The 17,961-nt window shown below is 47.3% G+C and carries 14 protein-coding genes; 2 read left to right on the top strand and 12 right to left on the bottom strand.

What is annotated here, in order from left to right:
- Positions 1 to 136: 136 nt before the first annotated feature.
- The 8 genes from PAHA3_RS19845 to xylA form a co-directional block, all read right to left on the bottom strand.
- The gene (locus tag PAHA3_RS19845; protein WP_062836448.1) at positions 137 to 1,264 is read right to left on the bottom strand and encodes a transglutaminase domain-containing protein; all 1,128 of its coding nucleotides are present in this window, start codon (positions 1,262 to 1,264) and stop codon (positions 137 to 139) included.
- A gap of 292 nt (positions 1,265 to 1,556) precedes the next feature.
- Entirely contained in the window at positions 1,557 to 3,950 is a 2,394-nt protein-coding gene (locus tag PAHA3_RS19840; protein WP_062836447.1) for an S-layer homology domain-containing protein, read from the bottom strand.
- Between the two features lie 229 nt (positions 3,951 to 4,179).
- Positions 4,180 to 5,106, bottom strand: coding sequence for an alpha/beta hydrolase (locus tag PAHA3_RS19835; protein WP_062836446.1), 927 nt, complete (start codon positions 5,104 to 5,106; stop codon positions 4,180 to 4,182).
- Between the two features lie 168 nt (positions 5,107 to 5,274).
- A complete protein-coding gene (locus PAHA3_RS19830; RefSeq protein WP_062836445.1) occupies positions 5,275 to 5,901 on the bottom strand; it encodes a bifunctional 4-hydroxy-2-oxoglutarate aldolase/2-dehydro-3-deoxy-phosphogluconate aldolase in 627 nt (208 codons plus the stop codon).
- 249 nt (positions 5,902 to 6,150) lie between these two features.
- Complete coding sequence (locus PAHA3_RS31235) at positions 6,151 to 7,221, bottom strand: glycosyltransferase (protein WP_062836505.1); 1,071 nt, start codon at positions 7,219 to 7,221, stop codon at positions 6,151 to 6,153.
- A gap of 1,067 nt (positions 7,222 to 8,288) precedes the next feature.
- On the bottom strand, positions 8,289 to 9,020 hold the full coding sequence (locus tag PAHA3_RS19820) for a glycosyltransferase family 2 protein (RefSeq protein ID WP_235599512.1): 732 nt from the start codon (positions 9,018 to 9,020) through the stop codon (positions 8,289 to 8,291).
- A 221-nt stretch (positions 9,021 to 9,241) separates the two neighbouring features.
- Positions 9,242 to 10,735, bottom strand: a complete 1,494-nt coding sequence (xylB, locus tag PAHA3_RS19815) for a xylulokinase (RefSeq protein ID WP_062836443.1) — start codon at positions 10,733 to 10,735, stop codon at positions 9,242 to 9,244.
- A 509-nt stretch (positions 10,736 to 11,244) separates the two neighbouring features.
- Complete coding sequence (gene xylA / locus PAHA3_RS19805; RefSeq protein ID WP_062836441.1) at positions 11,245 to 12,561, bottom strand: xylose isomerase; 1,317 nt, start codon at positions 12,559 to 12,561, stop codon at positions 11,245 to 11,247.
- Positions 12,562 to 12,761: 200 nt separating this feature from the next.
- Between xylA and PAHA3_RS19800 the strand changes: the two genes are divergently transcribed.
- Both PAHA3_RS19800 and PAHA3_RS19795 read left to right on the top strand, forming a co-directional pair.
- The gene (locus tag PAHA3_RS19800; RefSeq protein WP_062836440.1) at positions 12,762 to 13,928 is read left to right on the top strand and encodes an ROK family transcriptional regulator; all 1,167 of its coding nucleotides are present in this window, start codon (positions 12,762 to 12,764) and stop codon (positions 13,926 to 13,928) included.
- 147 nt (positions 13,929 to 14,075) lie between these two features.
- Positions 14,076 to 14,273: a hypothetical protein gene (locus PAHA3_RS19795; protein WP_017692236.1), complete on the top strand. Its 198-nt coding sequence runs from the start codon at positions 14,076 to 14,078 to the stop codon at positions 14,271 to 14,273.
- Between the two features lie 117 nt (positions 14,274 to 14,390).
- Here PAHA3_RS19795 and PAHA3_RS19790 read toward each other — a convergent pair whose 3' ends face one another.
- From PAHA3_RS19790 to trxB, 4 genes are all read right to left on the bottom strand, one after another.
- Positions 14,391 to 15,629 (bottom strand): AraC family transcriptional regulator, encoded by a 1,239-nt coding sequence (locus PAHA3_RS19790; RefSeq protein ID WP_082762921.1) that lies wholly within the window; start codon positions 15,627 to 15,629, stop codon positions 14,391 to 14,393.
- Entirely contained in the window at positions 15,538 to 16,371 is an 834-nt protein-coding gene (locus tag PAHA3_RS19785) for a helix-turn-helix domain-containing protein (protein ID WP_062836438.1), read from the bottom strand. The genes PAHA3_RS19790 and PAHA3_RS19785 overlap by 92 nt, the downstream gene beginning before the upstream one ends.
- Before the next feature lie 249 nt (positions 16,372 to 16,620).
- On the bottom strand, positions 16,621 to 16,851 hold the full coding sequence (locus PAHA3_RS19780; RefSeq protein WP_056693307.1) for a glutaredoxin family protein: 231 nt from the start codon (positions 16,849 to 16,851) through the stop codon (positions 16,621 to 16,623).
- A 62-nt stretch (positions 16,852 to 16,913) separates the two neighbouring features.
- Positions 16,914 to 17,855 (bottom strand): thioredoxin-disulfide reductase, encoded by a 942-nt coding sequence (gene trxB / locus PAHA3_RS19775; protein ID WP_036668032.1) that lies wholly within the window; start codon positions 17,853 to 17,855, stop codon positions 16,914 to 16,916.
- Positions 17,856 to 17,961 lie beyond the last annotated feature (106 nt).

Here is a 17,961-nt window from a genome sequence, read left to right as displayed (position 1 = left end):
CTAACGTAGTGTTGGCGTACGCCGAAGATTAGAATAACAAAGCGACATATACAAAAAATAGACAACACATAAACCCTTGTCATTGAACACAAAAAAAGGACACTCCTCATACGGAGCATCCTGTTCAAAACGGTTGTTAAAGTGTCCAGTTAATCTTGACGCGTAGATCGGTGGTGCCTTCCATTTTGGACACATAATAAGATATCGATTTCATGCCAAGCTGGTACAAATCCTGCAAATCTTCAATCAGCCCAGCCTCGGTACCCTTATACCTGAACGTGAGCGAGGTTCCGCCTTCCTTCAGTGTACTTTGAACCTTGGTCTTCAGCGCAGCATGGCCTTTAACCGCATCCTGTTCATCATACAGGGAGTAGTCCAGAGCATGGTACAGCTTCTGATAGGCAGCCTTTTTGCTATCTCCGGCCTTCACCAACTTCAATAAAGCTTCCCGATAAGGGGCTGGCGCAGCAGGGTACTTGCTTTTGCCTGTCCAGATATGGTCACGTGCCATCTCATCATCGCTCAGCAAATAATAGCTGTGGCTTACCTTACCTTTACGGTCAGGAGTAGGATCATCCCAGGTGGTATCCATGTGATACCACTTGCCGTCCAGGTTCACGATATTCCAGGCATGAAGCTGCCCACCTGCTGTGCCTTCCACAATCCGGTTATCAATGCCTACTCGCTCCAACATCCGATATGCCAGCAGTGAATATCCCTGACAGACGGTACTGCCCGTAACAAGACCGTCGTAGGCGGTATATTTCTTCAGCGAGGTATCATAGGAAAGGTTAAGCACAATCCAATCATGGATGACTTTGACCTTCTCATGATCCGTCATGCCTGGTTTGATAATTTCTTTCAACACGTTCGTGACTTTACGATTTACATAATCGGTCTGTTCCTTGGTTTCCCGGTAGGAGAGAGTCACATGTACTTCGGCCGACACATTGGAACCTTTATAATTAAATGCATAACTTTTAACGGTATATTGAATATAGGGGTCACTCTTCATTGCCTCATCGATGGAGGTTTGCAATTGTTTTTTGAGGCCTTTCACATTGCCTTTGTATGTAAAAACAAGTTCCTCCGTTCGCTGTGACATTGCGGTAAGCAAAGTCTGACGCAGATCCGTAGCCGTGGATATATCTGATGTACCCGATGCTGCATACAGCTGATCCAGATCAACCGTACGTGGTAACGCTACAGCAATCAGACAGCCTGCCAGCAATATGGTGATAATTCGTTTCCCGTTCTTACCCATGAAAGGAACCCACCCCTCTTTGCAAAGTTCTCACGCCCTATTGTATCACAAAAGGCTCTGTCGTCATTCTTCTATATCAGTTCAACTAAAGAATATTTACACGAACACTCCGATGGCAGAACAACTTTCCGATCGCTGTGTAAATGTTAGTTGAAATGATATAATTTTTGTAAAAATTAAATCAAAAGAGACCTTCAATGGAAGGTCCCTCTGATCTTCAGTTCAATGAATCACGATTACCCGTTATCTTCATCCTATGATTCACACGGGCTTGATATGCGTCATTCCTCGTCTAATACAGACGATTACCACTCATAAACGTATCTGTCTTGCCTTGAAGCTTGGCAAGCCGTTCCAGTACCTCCGACGCTTCAGCTACTGTCACTTTGCGTGCAGGCATGAATCGTCCTTCAATCGAAGGAAGCAAGCCCAATTTCAAACTCAGGGAAACCGCACCCTTGCTCGTAATGGCACTGGCATCCGCAATGTTGGGAAGATCCGATGGCAACGTATAGAATCCGGCCAGCTTCTCATAGCGTAAAATACGTACAAGCAGCACTGCCAATTCTTCACGTGTCATCTCTTCTTGCGGATTCAGATTCTGTTCAGGGTCTGCTCCGGCAAGCCAGCGCTGATCGATTAATGCCCGAACTGCTTTATAATACGGGCTGTCAGGTGTAACGTCGGCATACAGCTTGTCATCTCCGTCCCCACTATAGTAGAGATCCATATTCGGGTTAATCGCTCTTGCCAGATAGTTAAACCAGTCACCTCGGGTGATCACACGATCCGGGAATACACGTCCATTCTCATCCGCAAGCAATACGCCATGCTGTGTCATATTCCGCAGAGCTGCTTCAGCCACATGGCCAGAAATATCCGTAGGACTAGCCTTGGTTGCAGAGCTTGTATCTCCGTATAACAACGTCCATTCTCCCGTATTAGCATCCAGCACTTCATAGGTGCCGTAGATCGAATTATCATCTCGTGTAGGCATATAAGCCAAGTTAACTCCCACCGGGATGACTTCACCGCTGTTCGTACCCCATCCACCGTAACGAGAATATGCCAGAACCAGCTTGAACTCTTCCAGATAGATTGCCTTTGCCTCTTCGTAACTGATGGCTGGTTCTTTCTCTACTGGCAGTTGTTCAGGCGTTGCGGCAATACGCGTATAGAATTCATTAACTGCCCCGTTGTTCAACACCTGTACTTGTGCCGTATCATCCTTGACCGGGATGCCGTTCAGATACCGTTGGAACATAAAGGTGCGTGCATCGTCTATCTCAATAACATTAGCCAGCCGGAACTGCTCCGTTGCATCTGGAACTAGTGCAATGACTGTGTTCATCGCCAGTTTCTCAGCCTGTTTCCGGGTTACCAATTTCTCTGCCTTCTCTTCAGTTGGCTTCTCCTGCTCCATCTCCGGTCCCATTCGTTGCATCATTGTATAGCTGTAGATCTGTCCTGTAACTGCATCTACCTGTGCTGAGATATCCCGCATGAACATATAGGACATATTGGCACTTCGATCACTCCAGCTCAGGCTCCATACCTGATTGTTCGGGCTTGCATACAATCCCTTGCTTAACTGGCTGTGCTCCAGCTTGTAACCCTTCGGAATTTCAAAGTTCGTTGCCACCCGATTGGCGGCCTGCTGTACATTTAACCTCGTACCATTGGCCGGGACAAAAGGAGTCACATCACCTTTCAACTTCGTATCCTGCTGTAGAGAATCTTCATCTACAGCTTTACCTGTTAAAGTATTAATCCGTTCCAACGTATTCGCCTCAATCGGAACGATACTGATATTTTTCGGTGTGTAGCCAAGGTAATACTGCTGACCCTGCTTGGAAGACAGACGATCTTTGGAGATATAAGCCAACTCCACATCGAACTGTTCTTCAAACTGCTGTCTGGCTTTCTCTGCTGAAGCTGCCGGTTTCGATGAAGGATACTTAGCTGAGGTAGTACCTCGTGAGTAACCTGTCACCAAACCACTTTCATCCACATTTATGTAGACTGTCTCTGCGTCAGATAACAATCCGTCATGTTTTAACTGGTAAGCATATCGATACTCTGTTCTGCCAAACAATGACTGTTGTTCAATGGAAGAATACAGATCTCCAAGCGGAGCATACTCCGTGTCCTTCAGACCTGGAATCGCTTGGTACAACAGTGCCACAGCCTTCTCTTCGGCTTCAGCCTTAGTTAGCTTCACATCCGATTCCGAGATATGCTTATCCATGACATCCGACGGCAAATGTACACTTAACACTTCCCCTGTGCCTGCATGTACAGTTGCATTGAATCCTGAGGTATGATTGCCTTGTGTAATCTGGAACCCGATCTCCCATGCCTTGTAGTCTGGCGGTGGATAAGAATTAGGTGAATCGAATCGGGCAGATGAGATCGTTGCTTTCTTTAACAATGGAAATAATTTCAGTATATTTTCACTGGCTTGCCTGGATGAGATTTTTGCTCCCTCAGGCACGTCATTGCTCGTTGCGTCTAGTTGTTCATTATCCCCCGTTGTCGCTTCGGTCACCTGTTCAACTCTCGCGGCTGATGCGCTGCCTGCAAAACCTGGTGTTTGCGAAGCAAGTAACAGTGTTGCCATCGCTGCGGTTGTTGCTTTGGTTGCGAACATTTTGAAACGTACATTAAACTTCCAATTCAAACTCAAATCTGGACCTCTCCCTTCAATTTCATACAAAGAAGCATAGCAAATAACCTCGCATGAATATTGCCAGTCTATCCTATGATACCATAAGCTTCCTTTTTAATGGTCGTTTTCGGGGCAATTTTACAAATGTGAATTTCTGCATATTGTTCATAACAGCAAAAAAAACGCCAACCACGTTGGCGTTTTCTCTGTTAGCCTGCACTCTTATGTAGGCCTGATTCTACCTGGTTTAACTGCTCGCAATAGTGGAATCGTTCGACTTAGACCGACCTTGGACATGGGTTTGCAAGAATGGAATAACAGTATCCCAGAAGACGGGATCTTCCTCGGAACAACTGTGTCCTCCGCTGTTGACCCATAGATGTTCCACAGGCGGATCGGCTTTGGACATAAAATATTCTAGCTCACTCGGGGGAATAAAATTATCTCCCTTGGAGTGCACCATAAGCATCGGTAATTGCATTCCCCTGCGCCGTTCATTCAGCATCATCACCGGATCACGCTGACGATAGGATTTCAGAGATTCACCCAATCGCCAGAACCAGATTCTCGGAATTAACTGGGCCAGTGGAAAGAGGGGTAGACGCCGACGTCTCAGCTCCGAACTGACGATTACCTCAAATTGCGATGGCATCGAGTCCGTAATCACTGCTGATACAGGGATTCCCTCCGTCACTGCAAGAATCGTACCCAGTCCACCCAAAGAATGTCCAAGCACTCCGATGGCATCCGCATCAATCTCTGGTCGTGCGGTCGTATACTGCAATGCCGCGAGCAGATCATCCCGGAACAGGTAGGCAGATGCAGCACGAACCGGATCACTGGCCCCATGACTGCGAACATCATACATAAACAGGGCATATCCTGCTTCCCAGATCGGACGCGCGTAACGAAGAACACGGGAGCGATTGGAGCCCCAGCCATGTGCAATAATAACGAGCGGCCATGGTTTCGGAATGTCAGCTCTGGCCGGGATGAACCAGCCATGCACTCGACCTCCTCCACTGTCAAAGGTCACATCCTCAAATGGCATTGGAGGCGTCAGGGTGATTGGAATCTTCTTGGGTGTCTGGCTCTTCACAGCGGCCTTCCATAATCCACCTGCCGTTACTGCGGCAACGGCCAGCATGCCGCCAATCATTGTTTTAGCTTTCACAGGGCATCTCTCCTCTCCGAATTCTGGCATACATCCATCATAAGACAATAGAATGAACGGCACGTTAAACGACATCGGTTTTTATGATAACGATTGATCTAAAATTGTTCTAAAAGATACCTTCATATATATACCCAAATCTACGTACTTCTCGTCCGTCGCCCGTGACTACTCCTTCGCTGCTTCCACAAATTTTTGTGTGCAGGCCGCAATCTGCTCATGATCTCCTGCGTTAAGAGCCTCTCGTGGCAAAAGTGCACTTCCCAGACCCACCGCAGCAGCGCCTGCTGCGTAATAGTCAGCAATGTTCTCCAGCGTTGCGCCGCCTGTTGCCAGCAGTGGAATATGATTCAGTGGGGCTTTGATCTCCCGCAGATACGGAATGCCCAGACTTGCCATCGGAAATAGCTTCACAACTCGTGCTCCCGCTTCATGGGCAGCGACAATCTCCGTGGGAGTCATGGCTCCAGGCCAGATCTCGATACCATGTTCTACAGCATATTCAATTACAGACAGATCGACATTGGGAGACACCAAAAATTGTGCGCCTGCAGCGACCGCTTCCTTGGCCATCTGCACATTCAGTACCGTACCCGCTCCAACATAAGCCTTCCCTTCATGCCGCTCACGCCAGTCTGCAATAATATCATGTGCTCCCGGCGTGTTCAGTGTGACCTCCATCAGTCGGATGCCACCACTTGTCATACCTTGTCCAGCTGTTACCGCCGCTTCACGGCTAATGCCTCGTACAATCGCGACCAGCCTCGATTCCAATAGTACTTCCGTCAGATTCATATCCAGTTCCCCTAACTTCATCAATTCGGTAGCCGAAGACAGGCAATCATGTTCACCGCTTTTCCGTTACTATTATTGTAAAGCATATCCTCCCCTGGATGAAATACATTAATCCATTTCCGAAGTGAATACGTCTGTCACCAACTCTATGATGTTCTTTTATAACAACGTAAAAAAACCTCTTCATGGAACATGGGCTGATTCACCCACTCAATTCCATGAAAGAGGCATCCATTTTGATCAGAAATGCTAAGCATTTTCCAATACGTTATCCTTCTCCAAATCTTTAAAGTAACGATCGTTATATAACATACTTGGATGCGTTGGATGATAGGCGAGTGCGATATCATTATGTTCCCGGGCCTTGGCACGGTTACCCATGCGGTCATAACATACACATAGTTGAAGATGCGGCATCCAGGTCCAGGCTGCTTCATTCAGCACCACCATAGGATCATCCGGACGTACAGCCCGAGTCGCCTGTTCGTACCAGAACAGAGCTTTGCGATAATCTTCACGGTCGGCAAAATAACCACCCAATCGACAGCAGATCTCGGCTCTTGGCAAATCATAGGCAAACGATCGGAACAACGCCGTGACTTCCTGTTCCGGACGTTCGCGTGCGGCTTCGCAATCGGCAATTTTCTGGCAAGCAGCGATCTGATCTTCTACCCAACCCAATCCGGTATCCAGAAACTTCTCATAATATTTCACCGCATCCTCATGCTGTCCATGGTCCTTTAATTCATTGCCGAAATAGTACAAATCGCGCGGTGGGAAGTCCTCACCGGCCTGTTCCCTTTTGCGATAGATCCGCAGATTACGATCGGTATATTCTTTGTCTTTCTTGTGGGTAACTGCCACATCACTATGCAGCAGATTGCCCGCTACAGCCAGGTATTCATGCACCGCACCAATCCAGCGAAATTGCCGATCCCGACGCACCAGACGATTCCGGCGCAGGCTGTAGGCAACCTTGCCGTCTGCTGTGAATGACAGATTGTAATCCATCGTGACACTGTCAACATCCGGGTCCAGCGACCGTTTCAAAGCAATTAGCTTGGCGCGATCTTCCGCTTCAAACACATCGTCTGCATCCAGCCATAGAATATATTCACTCTTTGCCTGATCGAAGGCAAAGTTACGTGCTGCTGCAAAGTCGTCCACCCATTCAAAATCAACGATACGATCCGTATATCTGGAAGCGATCTGACGGGTACGATCCGTTGAACCGGTATCGACGATTACGATTTCATCGGCAATACCGTTGACCGAGTCTAGACATCTGGCGAGGGACGCCTCTTCATTTTTCACAATCATACACAGCGTAATACTGATCGTCTCTTCGCCTCGTCTGGCCCTGCGGTTAAAGGCAGATACCCCCGGCAACTCAGACAGACGATAGATGTGATAGGCCGGAAGATGTGTATCCACGAACAAACGAAAACCCAGTGCCTGAGCACGGATGCAGAAATGACGATCTTCGCCCCAGAAGGATACATTCGGAATCTGGTCATAGGAAACCCCTGCTGCCAGAACATTTTTGCGAATGAGCGTACATGCCCCCAGCCCTCCAACTTCATGACAACCCGGGACGCGTAGCTGATTCAGAAAAGCAGTCGTTTGCGCCCCCTCGTCTTCCGCCTCGTTCCCGGCTGATGATTTGCCGCCGCGTCGATACAAAGCATACTCATCCTGTAGCCATACTTGCGGCATCTCCCTTGCCCCCGGCTGCCATCGTGTCCAAAAAATATTGGATACAATGTCTTTGCCGCTCGATACGAGTTGCTCCAGCGTCCGCGGATGCAGCACCAAGTCAGAATCAATCAGGAAAACTGCATCGTAGAGGTTATCACGTGCATATTGCAGAATATGATTTTTCAAACCGGCTACGCGCCAAATCTGCTCATCCTGCCAATAGTGGCCTCCCTCATCCTTGTTGTATACCCCTTTGTTGTGAGGACTGTCACCATCAAGTTCATCTGCATGAATAACCGTCCCTTCATGCTGAAGCACAAATTCACGCAATATATTCGATGCGGCTTCTTCCTCGTTATCGTCTACAAACAGATAGTCCGTCTTCACCGTTGTTCGTTCCAGTGCATGCAGAGAATCCAGAAATTCACGGAGCACCGCAGCGGTCTGGCGAACAGGGCTCGCGATCAGTATTCTTTCCTGTCCAGACTCAGAAAGCTTTTCCGATTGAAGGGTTTCCCGCGATTTAGCAGAACGTCTGGACGGTCGATTTTCACTCTGGATCACATGCTGGTTCTCTTTTGTTTTCTCATTCTGCTTCTCTTTCTGATTCTCTTTTTCTTGGGAATACGGCTCTATTTGAGGTGTGGATTCTTCTTGCGATTTACGTACCTGATCTTTCTTCAACTCGCTCACTCCTCCTCTCCATTCTCGGACCATAACAACAGTCGTGGCGCTTGATCCAATATCGATTCGTACTGTTCCTTCCAACCGTATCTTGCTTCAGGGTCCAGTGCTTGATAGCGATCATATTTGCGGATACGGTCTTCTTCCCGAGCCCAACCATAGTGCTTCACCCGGGGAGCATGACATCCATAGGACCAATGCTGAATTGTTAACGGAAAACGACCACAATGCTGGGGGGTTTCTTTCCATTCATAGCTCATACCCGGGTGATACCGAATTAAAAATGGCCGATAATAAGCGTGCGCCTGCCAAAACTCATCTTCCCGGTAATGCGTCTCACTCCACATATCAAACAATCTGAAATAGATTGCGTCTTCATGTCCACTGAGCAACAAATCGCGCACAGCCCCAAAGTCACGGGTTAGAATCTCATCTGCATCCAGATTTAAAATCCATTCCGGTTCAGTCGCCACTGTCTCTTCCCATTGTTGTTTCCTCAGGCTTACCTCATCTGCAAAACGTGAAGCAGAATTCTCCACTAATACGAGTGGAATACCGTCCAGAAGTTCCCGGCACAGTGCGACCGTTCCGTCTGTGCTTCCGTCATCAATGATGACCGCACGATCAATCCAGGGACGGTGTGTCTCCAAAGCCTGCCTGAGATATCGATTCTCCTCATTACGAACGATCATCGACAAGGTGATATGTGGTCTTCCATGCTCCTTTTGTTCATCCAAAGCTTCACCCCCCATGCTCAAGCTTCTACCTATTTAAATCATCGAACATCGATGCCTGGACAAATCACAATCCTCTATTTCCAATCTATGCAGAGCTAGAATGCGGATATGCAGGCCAAGAAAACCTTTCATGAGATTAATCCGGATGAACGACAAAAAAAGCACCCGCCTGCGCGGATGCCTTAATGTAATAAGAAATTTAATGTAGTGAAATAAATGAATTAACGGTACGCAGCCAGACGATCATTCAGACTACGTGTCTGTCCGTAGATTTCCTGATAGAGTGCGAACAGGCCATCATACACCGCAACCGTTTCCGGGTTCGGCTCATAGGACTTCGCTGGACGAATAAACGCCGTTGCACATTCCTGCAAGGACGGGAACCAGCCACAGCCATAAGCCGCCAGCATCGCTGCACCCATCGCAGGACCCTGTTCGCTCTCCAGCTTCACAATTGTGGCGTTGAAGACGTCCGCCTGCATTTGCAACCAGGCTTCATTTTTGGCACCACCACCAATGGAGATGACTTCATTCACGGTTTTACCTGCACCGCGCAGAATATCAATCGACTCGCGTAGCGAGAACGTAATGCCTTCCATCACCGCGCGTCCAAAGTGCTCCAGCTTGTGCCCCGCATCCATACCGATGAAGCTACCACGAATATTCGCATCCGGGTGAGGTGTACGCTCCCCAACGATATAAGGTGTGAACAACAATCCATTGCTGCCCGCCGGCACCTGATCAATGCCCTGTAAGAGCACATCAAACGATTTGTCCGCTGCAAATGTATCCTTGAACCAGGACAGGCTGTATCCTGCTGCAAGCGTTACCCCCATAATATAGAAGGCATCTTTCTCCCCGTGGTTAAAAAAGTGTACTTTGCCTTCGAAATCGAGATCTTTACGCTCTTCGTAGGAAAGCACAACCCCGGACGTGCCGATGCTGCACATCGTCTGTCCTTCACTTAGAATGCCTGCGCCAATGGCACCACAAGCATTGTCCGCACCGCCTGCATATACTTTCGTCGCAGCCGCCAGACCCGTTTGATCTGCAATCTCAGGCAGCAATGTGCCCACTTCCTCAAACGATTCCACGAGACGTGGACAAAGGGAGATTGGCAGCTCGAATGCTTCTGCGATCTCGTTGCTCCACTGCTTGCCTGCAACGTCCAGCAGCAACGTACCTGCTGCATCCGAATAATCCATGGCGTAATCCCCTGTCAGGCGATAACGCACATAGTCTTTTGGCAACAGGAACACGGATGCTTGCTGCAGCAATTCAGGCTCGTTCTCCTGAACCCATAGAATTTTCGGTAAAGTAAAACCTTCCAGGGCACGGTTCCGCGCAATGCTTAACAGCTTGCCGTCCAGCACTTTTTCGATGCGACGGCACTGAGCCGTTGTGCGTGTATCGTTCCACAGGATTGCATTACGCAGCGGTTTACCTTCGGCATCCACCAAGACCAGTCCGTGCATCTGGCCGGAGAAGCTCAACCCCTCGATTTCCGAAGGCTGCACGCCAGACACTTCCAGCAATTTGCGCAAGGAGACAATCGTCTGCTCTACCCAATCTTCGGGATTTTGTTCGCTATATCCAGCCTTGGGCTGGTACAACGGGTATGCCTCGGATGCTTCAAATGCCACTTTTCCTTCACGATTGACCAGCACCGTTTTGACCGCACTGGTTCCTAGATCGACGCCAATTACGTAACTCATAGGTTAACTCCTCTCGTTTATCACAGGTTATATCCACGAAAGATCCAAGTTCGCATGAAAGTCACTCCGTGATCAGAAAACCCTCGGATCGCCGTTACCCCCAGATTTCCTTTAATCCCTTTGAAAAGGGAGAAATCCGGGGATAAATGCGTACGCTCCGCTTCCTCGGGTCCTTTCTGCTCACTCCGTTTTGCATGCATGATCCGGACACACATGGATATGAAACGAGTAAAACGTACTCGTTTCTGTAGCGAAAAATCGTGCCAACGACGTCTATCCGTCATTGATATATAGATGAAACTTTGATACGCATGTAGGTCACTTGTGCATGATTGGCTCAGGTATCAAAAAACCGTCCCCGTCTTCCCAAGGGAAAGTCGGGGACGGTCCGAATGTCATGCTTGTTCAGGCGTTCCATGGTACAAGCTTGTGCAAGGTAGGCTTAGTTACTAATGACTAACCACATATGAGTAACCATCGATGGTCGGCGTGCATCAAGCCTACCGTTATTAGTCAGCCAGGATGTACTGGTTGAGTTGTGCTCTCAGCAATTCCTGACGTCCGGATTGGTTTTTACGTGGGTTTTCGTTGTTCAACGCGTACTCAGCAAGGGAAGCCAGTGTTGCTTTACCTGCAACTACATCTGCGCCAATACCTTCGCTGAAGCTGCTGTAACGTTTTTCGATGAAGTCATCGAATACGCGATCTTCGATCAATTTCGCTGCTACTTTCAAACCTTTCGCATACGTATCCATACCTGCGATGTGTGCCAGGAACAGATCGTCTGCTTCGAAGGAACCACGACGTACTTTCGCGTCAAAGTTCACACCACCACGGCCGATACCGCCGTTTTTCAATACTTCATACATTGTCAATGTAGCATCGTACATATCAACCGGGAACTCATCTGTATCCCAACCGATCAGCATATCACCTTGGTTCGCATCGAGGGAACCCAGCATGCCGTTTGTACGAGCAACACGGATTTCGTGATCAAATGTATGACCTGCCAATGTAGCGTGGTTCGCTTCCAGGTTGAGTTTGAAGTGTTTGTCCAAACCGTATTTTTGCAAGAAAGCAATCGAAGTTGCTGCATCATAATCATATTGGTGTTTCGTTGGCTCTTTTGGTTTAGGCTCGATCAGGAATTGTGCGTCAAAGCCAATTTCCTTCGCGTAGTCTACAGCCATATGGAACATGCGAGCAATGTTGTCTTGCTCCAGTTGCATGTCTGTGTTCAACAATGTGTCGTAACCTTCACGACCGCCCCAGAATACATAGTTTTCAGCGCCCAGACGTTTACCGACTTCCAGACCTTTCTTGATTTGTGCTGCAGCGTGAGCGTACACGTCTGCGTTACAAGTAGAAGCTGCACCGAACATGAAGCGTGGGTTCGAGAACATGTTTGCTGTGTTCCAGAGCAGTTTTTTGCCGCTGGATTTCATGTGGTCTTCAATCAGACCAACGATAGTATCAATGTTGCTATAGAATTCACGCAGGTTGTTGCCTTCTGGTGCGATGTCCACATCGTGGAAACAGAAGTATGGAAGATTCATTTTTTCCAAAAATTCAAATGCCGCTTCCACGCGAACTTTCGCAAGGTCCAGACCTGAATATTTATCCCACGAACGAACAGCTGTCTCCGCACCAAACGGGTCACTACCGCCTGCAGTTAATGTATGCCAGTAAGCCATACCGAAACGGAAATGTTCTTCCATCGATTTGCCGGCTACCACTTCTTCCGGATTATAATGTTTAAAAGCAAATGGATTCTTGGAATCTTTACCTTCGAATGTAATTTTATTAACGGATTCAAAATAGGCCATGTGTAAAATGCCTCCTCAATAGTTTTAAAGAAATCGTTTACACCGTTATCCTATCACATCGATAATACTTTGTCTATTGGTTAAACAAAGTAAAAATAAAAATGTTTTTTGCCTGTTTGTTTACGCTATAATAGTCGAATAACTTGTTTCGGATGTGGGTCAGAACCCTTTTATCAGAAGAATAGGAGTGCCTTAACCATATGAAAATTACCGGAGACCAGATGCTGGTCAAAAAAATAAATAAGTCGATCGTGCTGGATACGATCCGGCGTCATGCCCCTCTTTCACGCGCACGCGTGTCTGAACTAACAGGACTTAACAAAGCAACGGTTTCCAACCTTGTAGCCGATCTGATTAACGATGAACTCTTGGAGGAGATTGGCCCTGGAGAATCCAGTGGCGGACGCAAACCACTCATGTTACTGTTTCGAGGGACATCGGGATATGCTGTTGGACTGGAACTTAGTGTGACCCACTTGAAAGGTGTACTGACGGATCTGGAAGGTCACGTCATCACAGAGTATGCAGTAATCTTGGAACATCATGATGTGTCCTCTGTACTGGAGCAATTGAAATTGGCGGCACAGCAACTCATTGAAGCAGCTCCTCCTTCCCCTCATGGTGTCATCGGCATTGGCATCGGAGTGCCCGGCATGGTTGATGAGGCAGGAACGGTCCTGTTTGCACCCAACCTTGGGTGGGAGAAGGTAGCTCTGCGCTCCATACTTGAAGAAGAATTCGAACTACCTGTAACCATCGATAATGAAGCCAATGCTGGCGCTCATGGAGAGTTAAATTTTGGAGCAGGCATCGGTGTTCGCCATATGATCTATATCAGTGCAGGCATGGGAATTGGTTCAGGCATCATGGTGGATGGTGAATTATACAAAGGAGCATGGGGCTATGCTGGAGAAACAGGCCACATGTCCATTGAAGCCGAAGGTCTGCCCTGCTCCTGCGGTAATCGTGGATGCTGGGAGTTATATGCATCGGAAAAAGCCTACGAGCATCCGGATCATCAGCTGAAATTACCTGCTCATACTACCCGAGAGCTTATTCATTATGCGGAGCAAGGCGACGAGGCTGTTCAGGCATTATACGATACGATTGGGCGCAAACTGGGGATTGGCATCACCAACATCGTGAACAGTTTCAATCCGGAACGCATTATCATTGGTGGCCCGCTCTCGGAAGCAGGACCATGGATTGAAACAGCGCTCAAACAAGTGGTAGAAGAACGGACATTGCCATATCACCGCCGCAGTTTGCAGATTGAGTGGGCAGCTCTGGGCAGCCGTTCCACCCGTGTTGGTGCCGCTTACTCTGCGATTTCCCAGTTTCTAGGAAGAATAAGGGTTTCCGTCTAATAACAGATGAAAATTGACATCATTTCGCCCCATTTCCTCCCTTTTTGTTAAAGAAATCCAGATGTATAATGGGGTTATGTGATTTTTGTCATGGCTATGTGAATGCAGCTGTGTTAATTCCGATAACGAAACGGAGTGAAGAAAAGCGTGACCTACGTGGATACTTCAGATATCTCGGCGCAAATGTTTGTCACCGTACTCCTGTTCCTGATTGTGCTTGCGCCCCTGTTCAGCCTTGGCATACTCCGATTGTTTCAGAGCAAAAAGAAGGCTGGTTTCATGTACATGCTGTCAGGATTGCTGGTGTATGTTGTATTTCAGACTTTCATGAGTATTTTTTTCTAGATAATATAGTTTAATTAAACGCAAAATCCCCTTTCGCAGTAATTCCTGGAGTTCATGTTACCATGTGCTCCTAATTACAGCGGTAAGGGGATTTTTCACGTTACCTGTGTTAAATCACTACTTTTTAGATTTCTCCAGAGCCCGTTCTTCCATCATATCAACAATATCCTGAATCTGACCCATGACGGAAATTGGATCGGAAAAGTAAAATTTATAACCATCAATTTCGTATAACTCATTGTTTTTGACTGCGTCTAACGTTCCCCACACCGGATCACTCGTATAGTCAAATGATTCCACTTTGGCATTCACGGCCATAAATATGTAATCACCAGCATATGATCCGGCGAGCTCATTAGAGATCGTAGCCCAGCCCACTTTTGGATCAATGCTGCGTATCACGTTCTCATTCATAGGCAAGTCCAATTCACCATGGATCGTTCTGCCTGTATGCGCATTACCATAAAGCGTGATGTCTTTGCTCAAGCCTCCGTCAAACACAGTAACGTTTTCTCCCTCTTTGATTATACTGCTTAAACTCTCCTTGGCCGAAGTCACCTTTTGTTCAAAATCGGTAAGCCATGCCGATGCTTCAGCCTCTTTCCCCAATATAACGCCAAGCTCTTTAACCTGATCACGAACTGGGGCCGAGTTGTCCAGAAAGACGGTTGGGGCGATTTTGCAATAAGCATCGTAACTTTTGGCATTGCCTGTAACGATTAGGTCAGGGTTCAGTCCAGTTATTGCTTCAAGATTGTCCGAAATATCCTCGATACCGGAAACCTTGCCCTCCAGATAAGGGTTTTGCATAAATACGCCGTTACTTCCTACGGGTTTTACATTCAAGGCCAGAATATGACCCAAAAAGAAATCCGTTACGACACGCTGCGGATTAGCTGGCACTTCGACCTCACCCAGGGATGTGTTCACTATACGTGTTGTCGCTTGCACATTTTCATTTGTATTATTTTCGCTTGAACTGTTTACTTGGGAAGCTGGTGCTTTCGATTGAGCTGTACTTCCATCTCCTGTTGCAGCCCCTGTATTCCCTGAAGAACCGCCACTACATGCACTCAACAGCAACCCAAAAGCCATCAGCAAAGCCATTGGGACTCTCTTTATATTTCTTAACATTTCATCAGACCCTCCATCTAAATATTGATAATAATTATCATTATCATATGAAGGAATATAACATGGGGCTGGAGAGCCAACAATATAATTTCTTCCTGCTGAGGATGTAACATCTTCCTCTACCCATTGCTTACGATACTTCTGCGGTGAAATTCCCATATACTTTTTGAAGGCGTTGCTGAAATAGTAAGCATCCTGGTACCCAATAGCCGATGCAATCATTCGTAAGGGAAGCTTTGTTTCGGGCCAATAGCTTGCAAGCCTTTTGCATACGCAAACGGATTAGACAGTCAATCGGTCCACGATTAAGCACTTGTTTGAAACAATTCGAAAGATGGCCCGGACTCCGCCCCATTGCTGCCGCCAAAGAGTCCAACGTATGCGGTTTTGCATAGTTCTGCAACAGGTACTCCAGAGTCTGTATGACCAACTCGACGGGGCTGGTTACTTTTACAACCAGAGGCTGTAGATAGTACTGTTCCACCAGGTAATAAACCCATTGATAGAACGATGCTTTAAGTTGAAGTGGTACCGAAGGCGCCTCCTGCTGTTGGGCCTCTAACATACGATCTGCAATTTCATATAGCATCATTGGTTGCGTTAGTGTCACACGGTATGTAACGTGAGTTGGATATCTGCGTTCGTCTACAAACATCGACTCATCGCCGTACGATGGTCCCCGTTCTGCTTTATAGGAAATCAATATATACTCCGCTCCGTCTGAACCTGCATTAACTTCAAACAGACTTTTGGGAGGTGCGTGTATAATCTCAAAAGCATTGATGGAATAGGTGTTCTGATTGAGCAACACCAGCACGTTCCCTCTCTTCAAACAGAAAAAACTACTGGATTGTACTGTGAATAATGTTCTTTCACCCTTTGCAAGAATAGCTCTTTCAACATGGATATCTCGTATACTGGCCTGTTCCCAGAAGCGAAAATGCTCCTGCTGATCTATAATCATGCTGCTTGTTCACCTCAATTGTGCTCTGCGACTTAAGAAAAGGATATCGCACTTCTGTATATTGGACAATTCCGAATATGCTTGAGGTCAGTTAAATATCCGCTCGTTTCATTCAGAGCAAGTGCACAAAAAACCGTACCCAATCGGGTACGGTTCTTTCTATATCCTAACGGCTCGCGAAAACCGGAATTGCATATGAATCGAATCTCTCTTTCATCACATGATGATCCAGATGATCAGCAGCCTGAATTAAGCGTCCAATGCTTTAGCGAATTGGGTTTTGTTCATACCCAGGATGCGGTGTTCACCAATCACAGTCAAAGGCACGGCACGTACACCCATGTCCCATACTTGTTGTGCAAACTCATCGCTAGTTTCGATATTGCGCTCTTCATAAGCGATGCCTTTGTCAGCCAGGAAACTTTTTACGGATTTGCAGTTCGGGCAATTCGTTGATGTGTATACAATTACGTTTTCCATGTTTAATTCACCTCGTATGGTTTTATATTAATCTATAGTTTGTTTGAAATCAGCTCATTCTATTACAGAACAACTGCGCTGTGCTCCAAGCTTTCAATGTATTTCTCTGTGTCCATCGCAGCCATACATCCGCTACCCGCAGCTGTGATCGCTTGTTTGTAACGTGTATCCTGAACGTCACCACATGCGAATACGCCTGGGATGTTTGTCTCGGATGTACCCGGTGTAGTCAGGATATATCCGTGTTCGTCTGTAGTGATCTGTCCGCCAAGGAATCCAGTGTTTGGTGTGTGACCAATGGCTACGAATACGCCGCTTGCTGGAATCACTTCTTCTTCACCTGTTTCGTTGTTCAACACTTTCAGACCTGTCACGCCGTTGTCGCCAGCAAGTACTTCGAGTGGTGTACGGTTCAAAGCCATCTCTACTTTTTCGTTGCTGCGTGCACGATCCTGCATGATTTTGGAGCCACGCAGTTCTTCACGACGGTGCACCAGCGTTACTTTGGAACCGAAACGGGACAGGAAACTTGCTTCCTCAAGTGCAGAGTCGCCACCGCCGATAACGATGATCTCTTTGTTACGGAAGAAGAATCCATCACATGTTGCACATGTGCTCACACCACGGCCCACATTCGTTTCTTCCCCAGGAATACCCAGGTATTTAGCAGATGCGCCTGTAGACAGAATCAATGTTTCGGATACGAGTTCACCCATACCTTCAACTTGAATCTTGAATGGACGCTCGCTCATGTCGATGTTGTTCACCCAGCCTGTGCGGAATTCAGCACCGAAACGCTCCGCTTGTTTACGCATGTTATCCATCAGTTCAGGACCCATAATACCATCAGGGAAACCTGGGAAGTTCTCCACTTCAGTTGTTGTTGTCAGTTGGCCACCAGGTTGTGGTCCTTCAATAACGAGTGGGTTCAAGTTGGCACGTGCCAGATAGATTGCTGCTGTCAGCCCTGCAGGGCCTGTTCCGATAATAATTGATTTATACATGTATAGTTCCTCCCCCGGGTTCTGTAAAAAGGTTAGGCCCTCCGGCATCAAAAGCTTATGCTTTTGCATACACTAGAACGAAAAGCCTACATCATGTCCACAAGAC

The organism is Paenibacillus amylolyticus, assembly GCF_001570725.1.
Taxonomy (GTDB): domain Bacteria; phylum Bacillota; class Bacilli; order Paenibacillales; family Paenibacillaceae; genus Paenibacillus; species Paenibacillus amylolyticus_A.
The sequence above is the reverse complement of the archived record's forward strand: the minus strand, read 5'-3'. Positions and strand labels throughout refer to the sequence as shown.

What these genes read in the sequence shown, in the direction of transcription:
- PAHA3_RS19845 (WP_062836448.1), bottom strand. Translation starts at nt 1,264, where the DNA reads ATGGGTAAGAACGGGAAACGAATTATCACCATATTGCTGGCAGGCTGT.
- PAHA3_RS19830 (WP_062836445.1), bottom strand. Translation starts at nt 5,901, where the DNA reads ATGAATCTGACGGAAGTACTATTGGAATCGAGGCTGGTCGCGATTGTA.
- PAHA3_RS31235 (WP_062836505.1), bottom strand. Translation starts at nt 7,221, where the DNA reads ATGATTGTGAAAAATGAAGAGGCGTCCCTCGCCAGATGTCTAGACTCG.
- xylB (WP_062836443.1), bottom strand. Translation starts at nt 10,735, where the DNA reads ATGAGTTACGTAATTGGCGTCGATCTAGGAACCAGTGCGGTCAAAACG.
- xylA (WP_062836441.1), bottom strand. Translation starts at nt 12,561, where the DNA reads ATGGCCTATTTTGAATCCGTTAATAAAATTACATTCGAAGGTAAAGAT.
- PAHA3_RS19800 (WP_062836440.1), top strand. Translation starts at nt 12,762, where the DNA reads ATGAAAATTACCGGAGACCAGATGCTGGTCAAAAAAATAAATAAGTCG.
- PAHA3_RS19790 (WP_082762921.1), bottom strand. Translation starts at nt 15,629, where the DNA reads ATGATTGCATCGGCTATTGGGTACCAGGATGCTTACTATTTCAGCAAC.
- PAHA3_RS19785 (WP_062836438.1), bottom strand. Translation starts at nt 16,371, where the DNA reads ATGATTATAGATCAGCAGGAGCATTTTCGCTTCTGGGAACAGGCCAGT.
- PAHA3_RS19780 (WP_056693307.1), bottom strand. Translation starts at nt 16,851, where the DNA reads ATGGAAAACGTAATTGTATACACATCAACGAATTGCCCGAACTGCAAA.
- trxB (WP_036668032.1), bottom strand. Translation starts at nt 17,855, where the DNA reads ATGTATAAATCAATTATTATCGGAACAGGCCCTGCAGGGCTGACAGCA.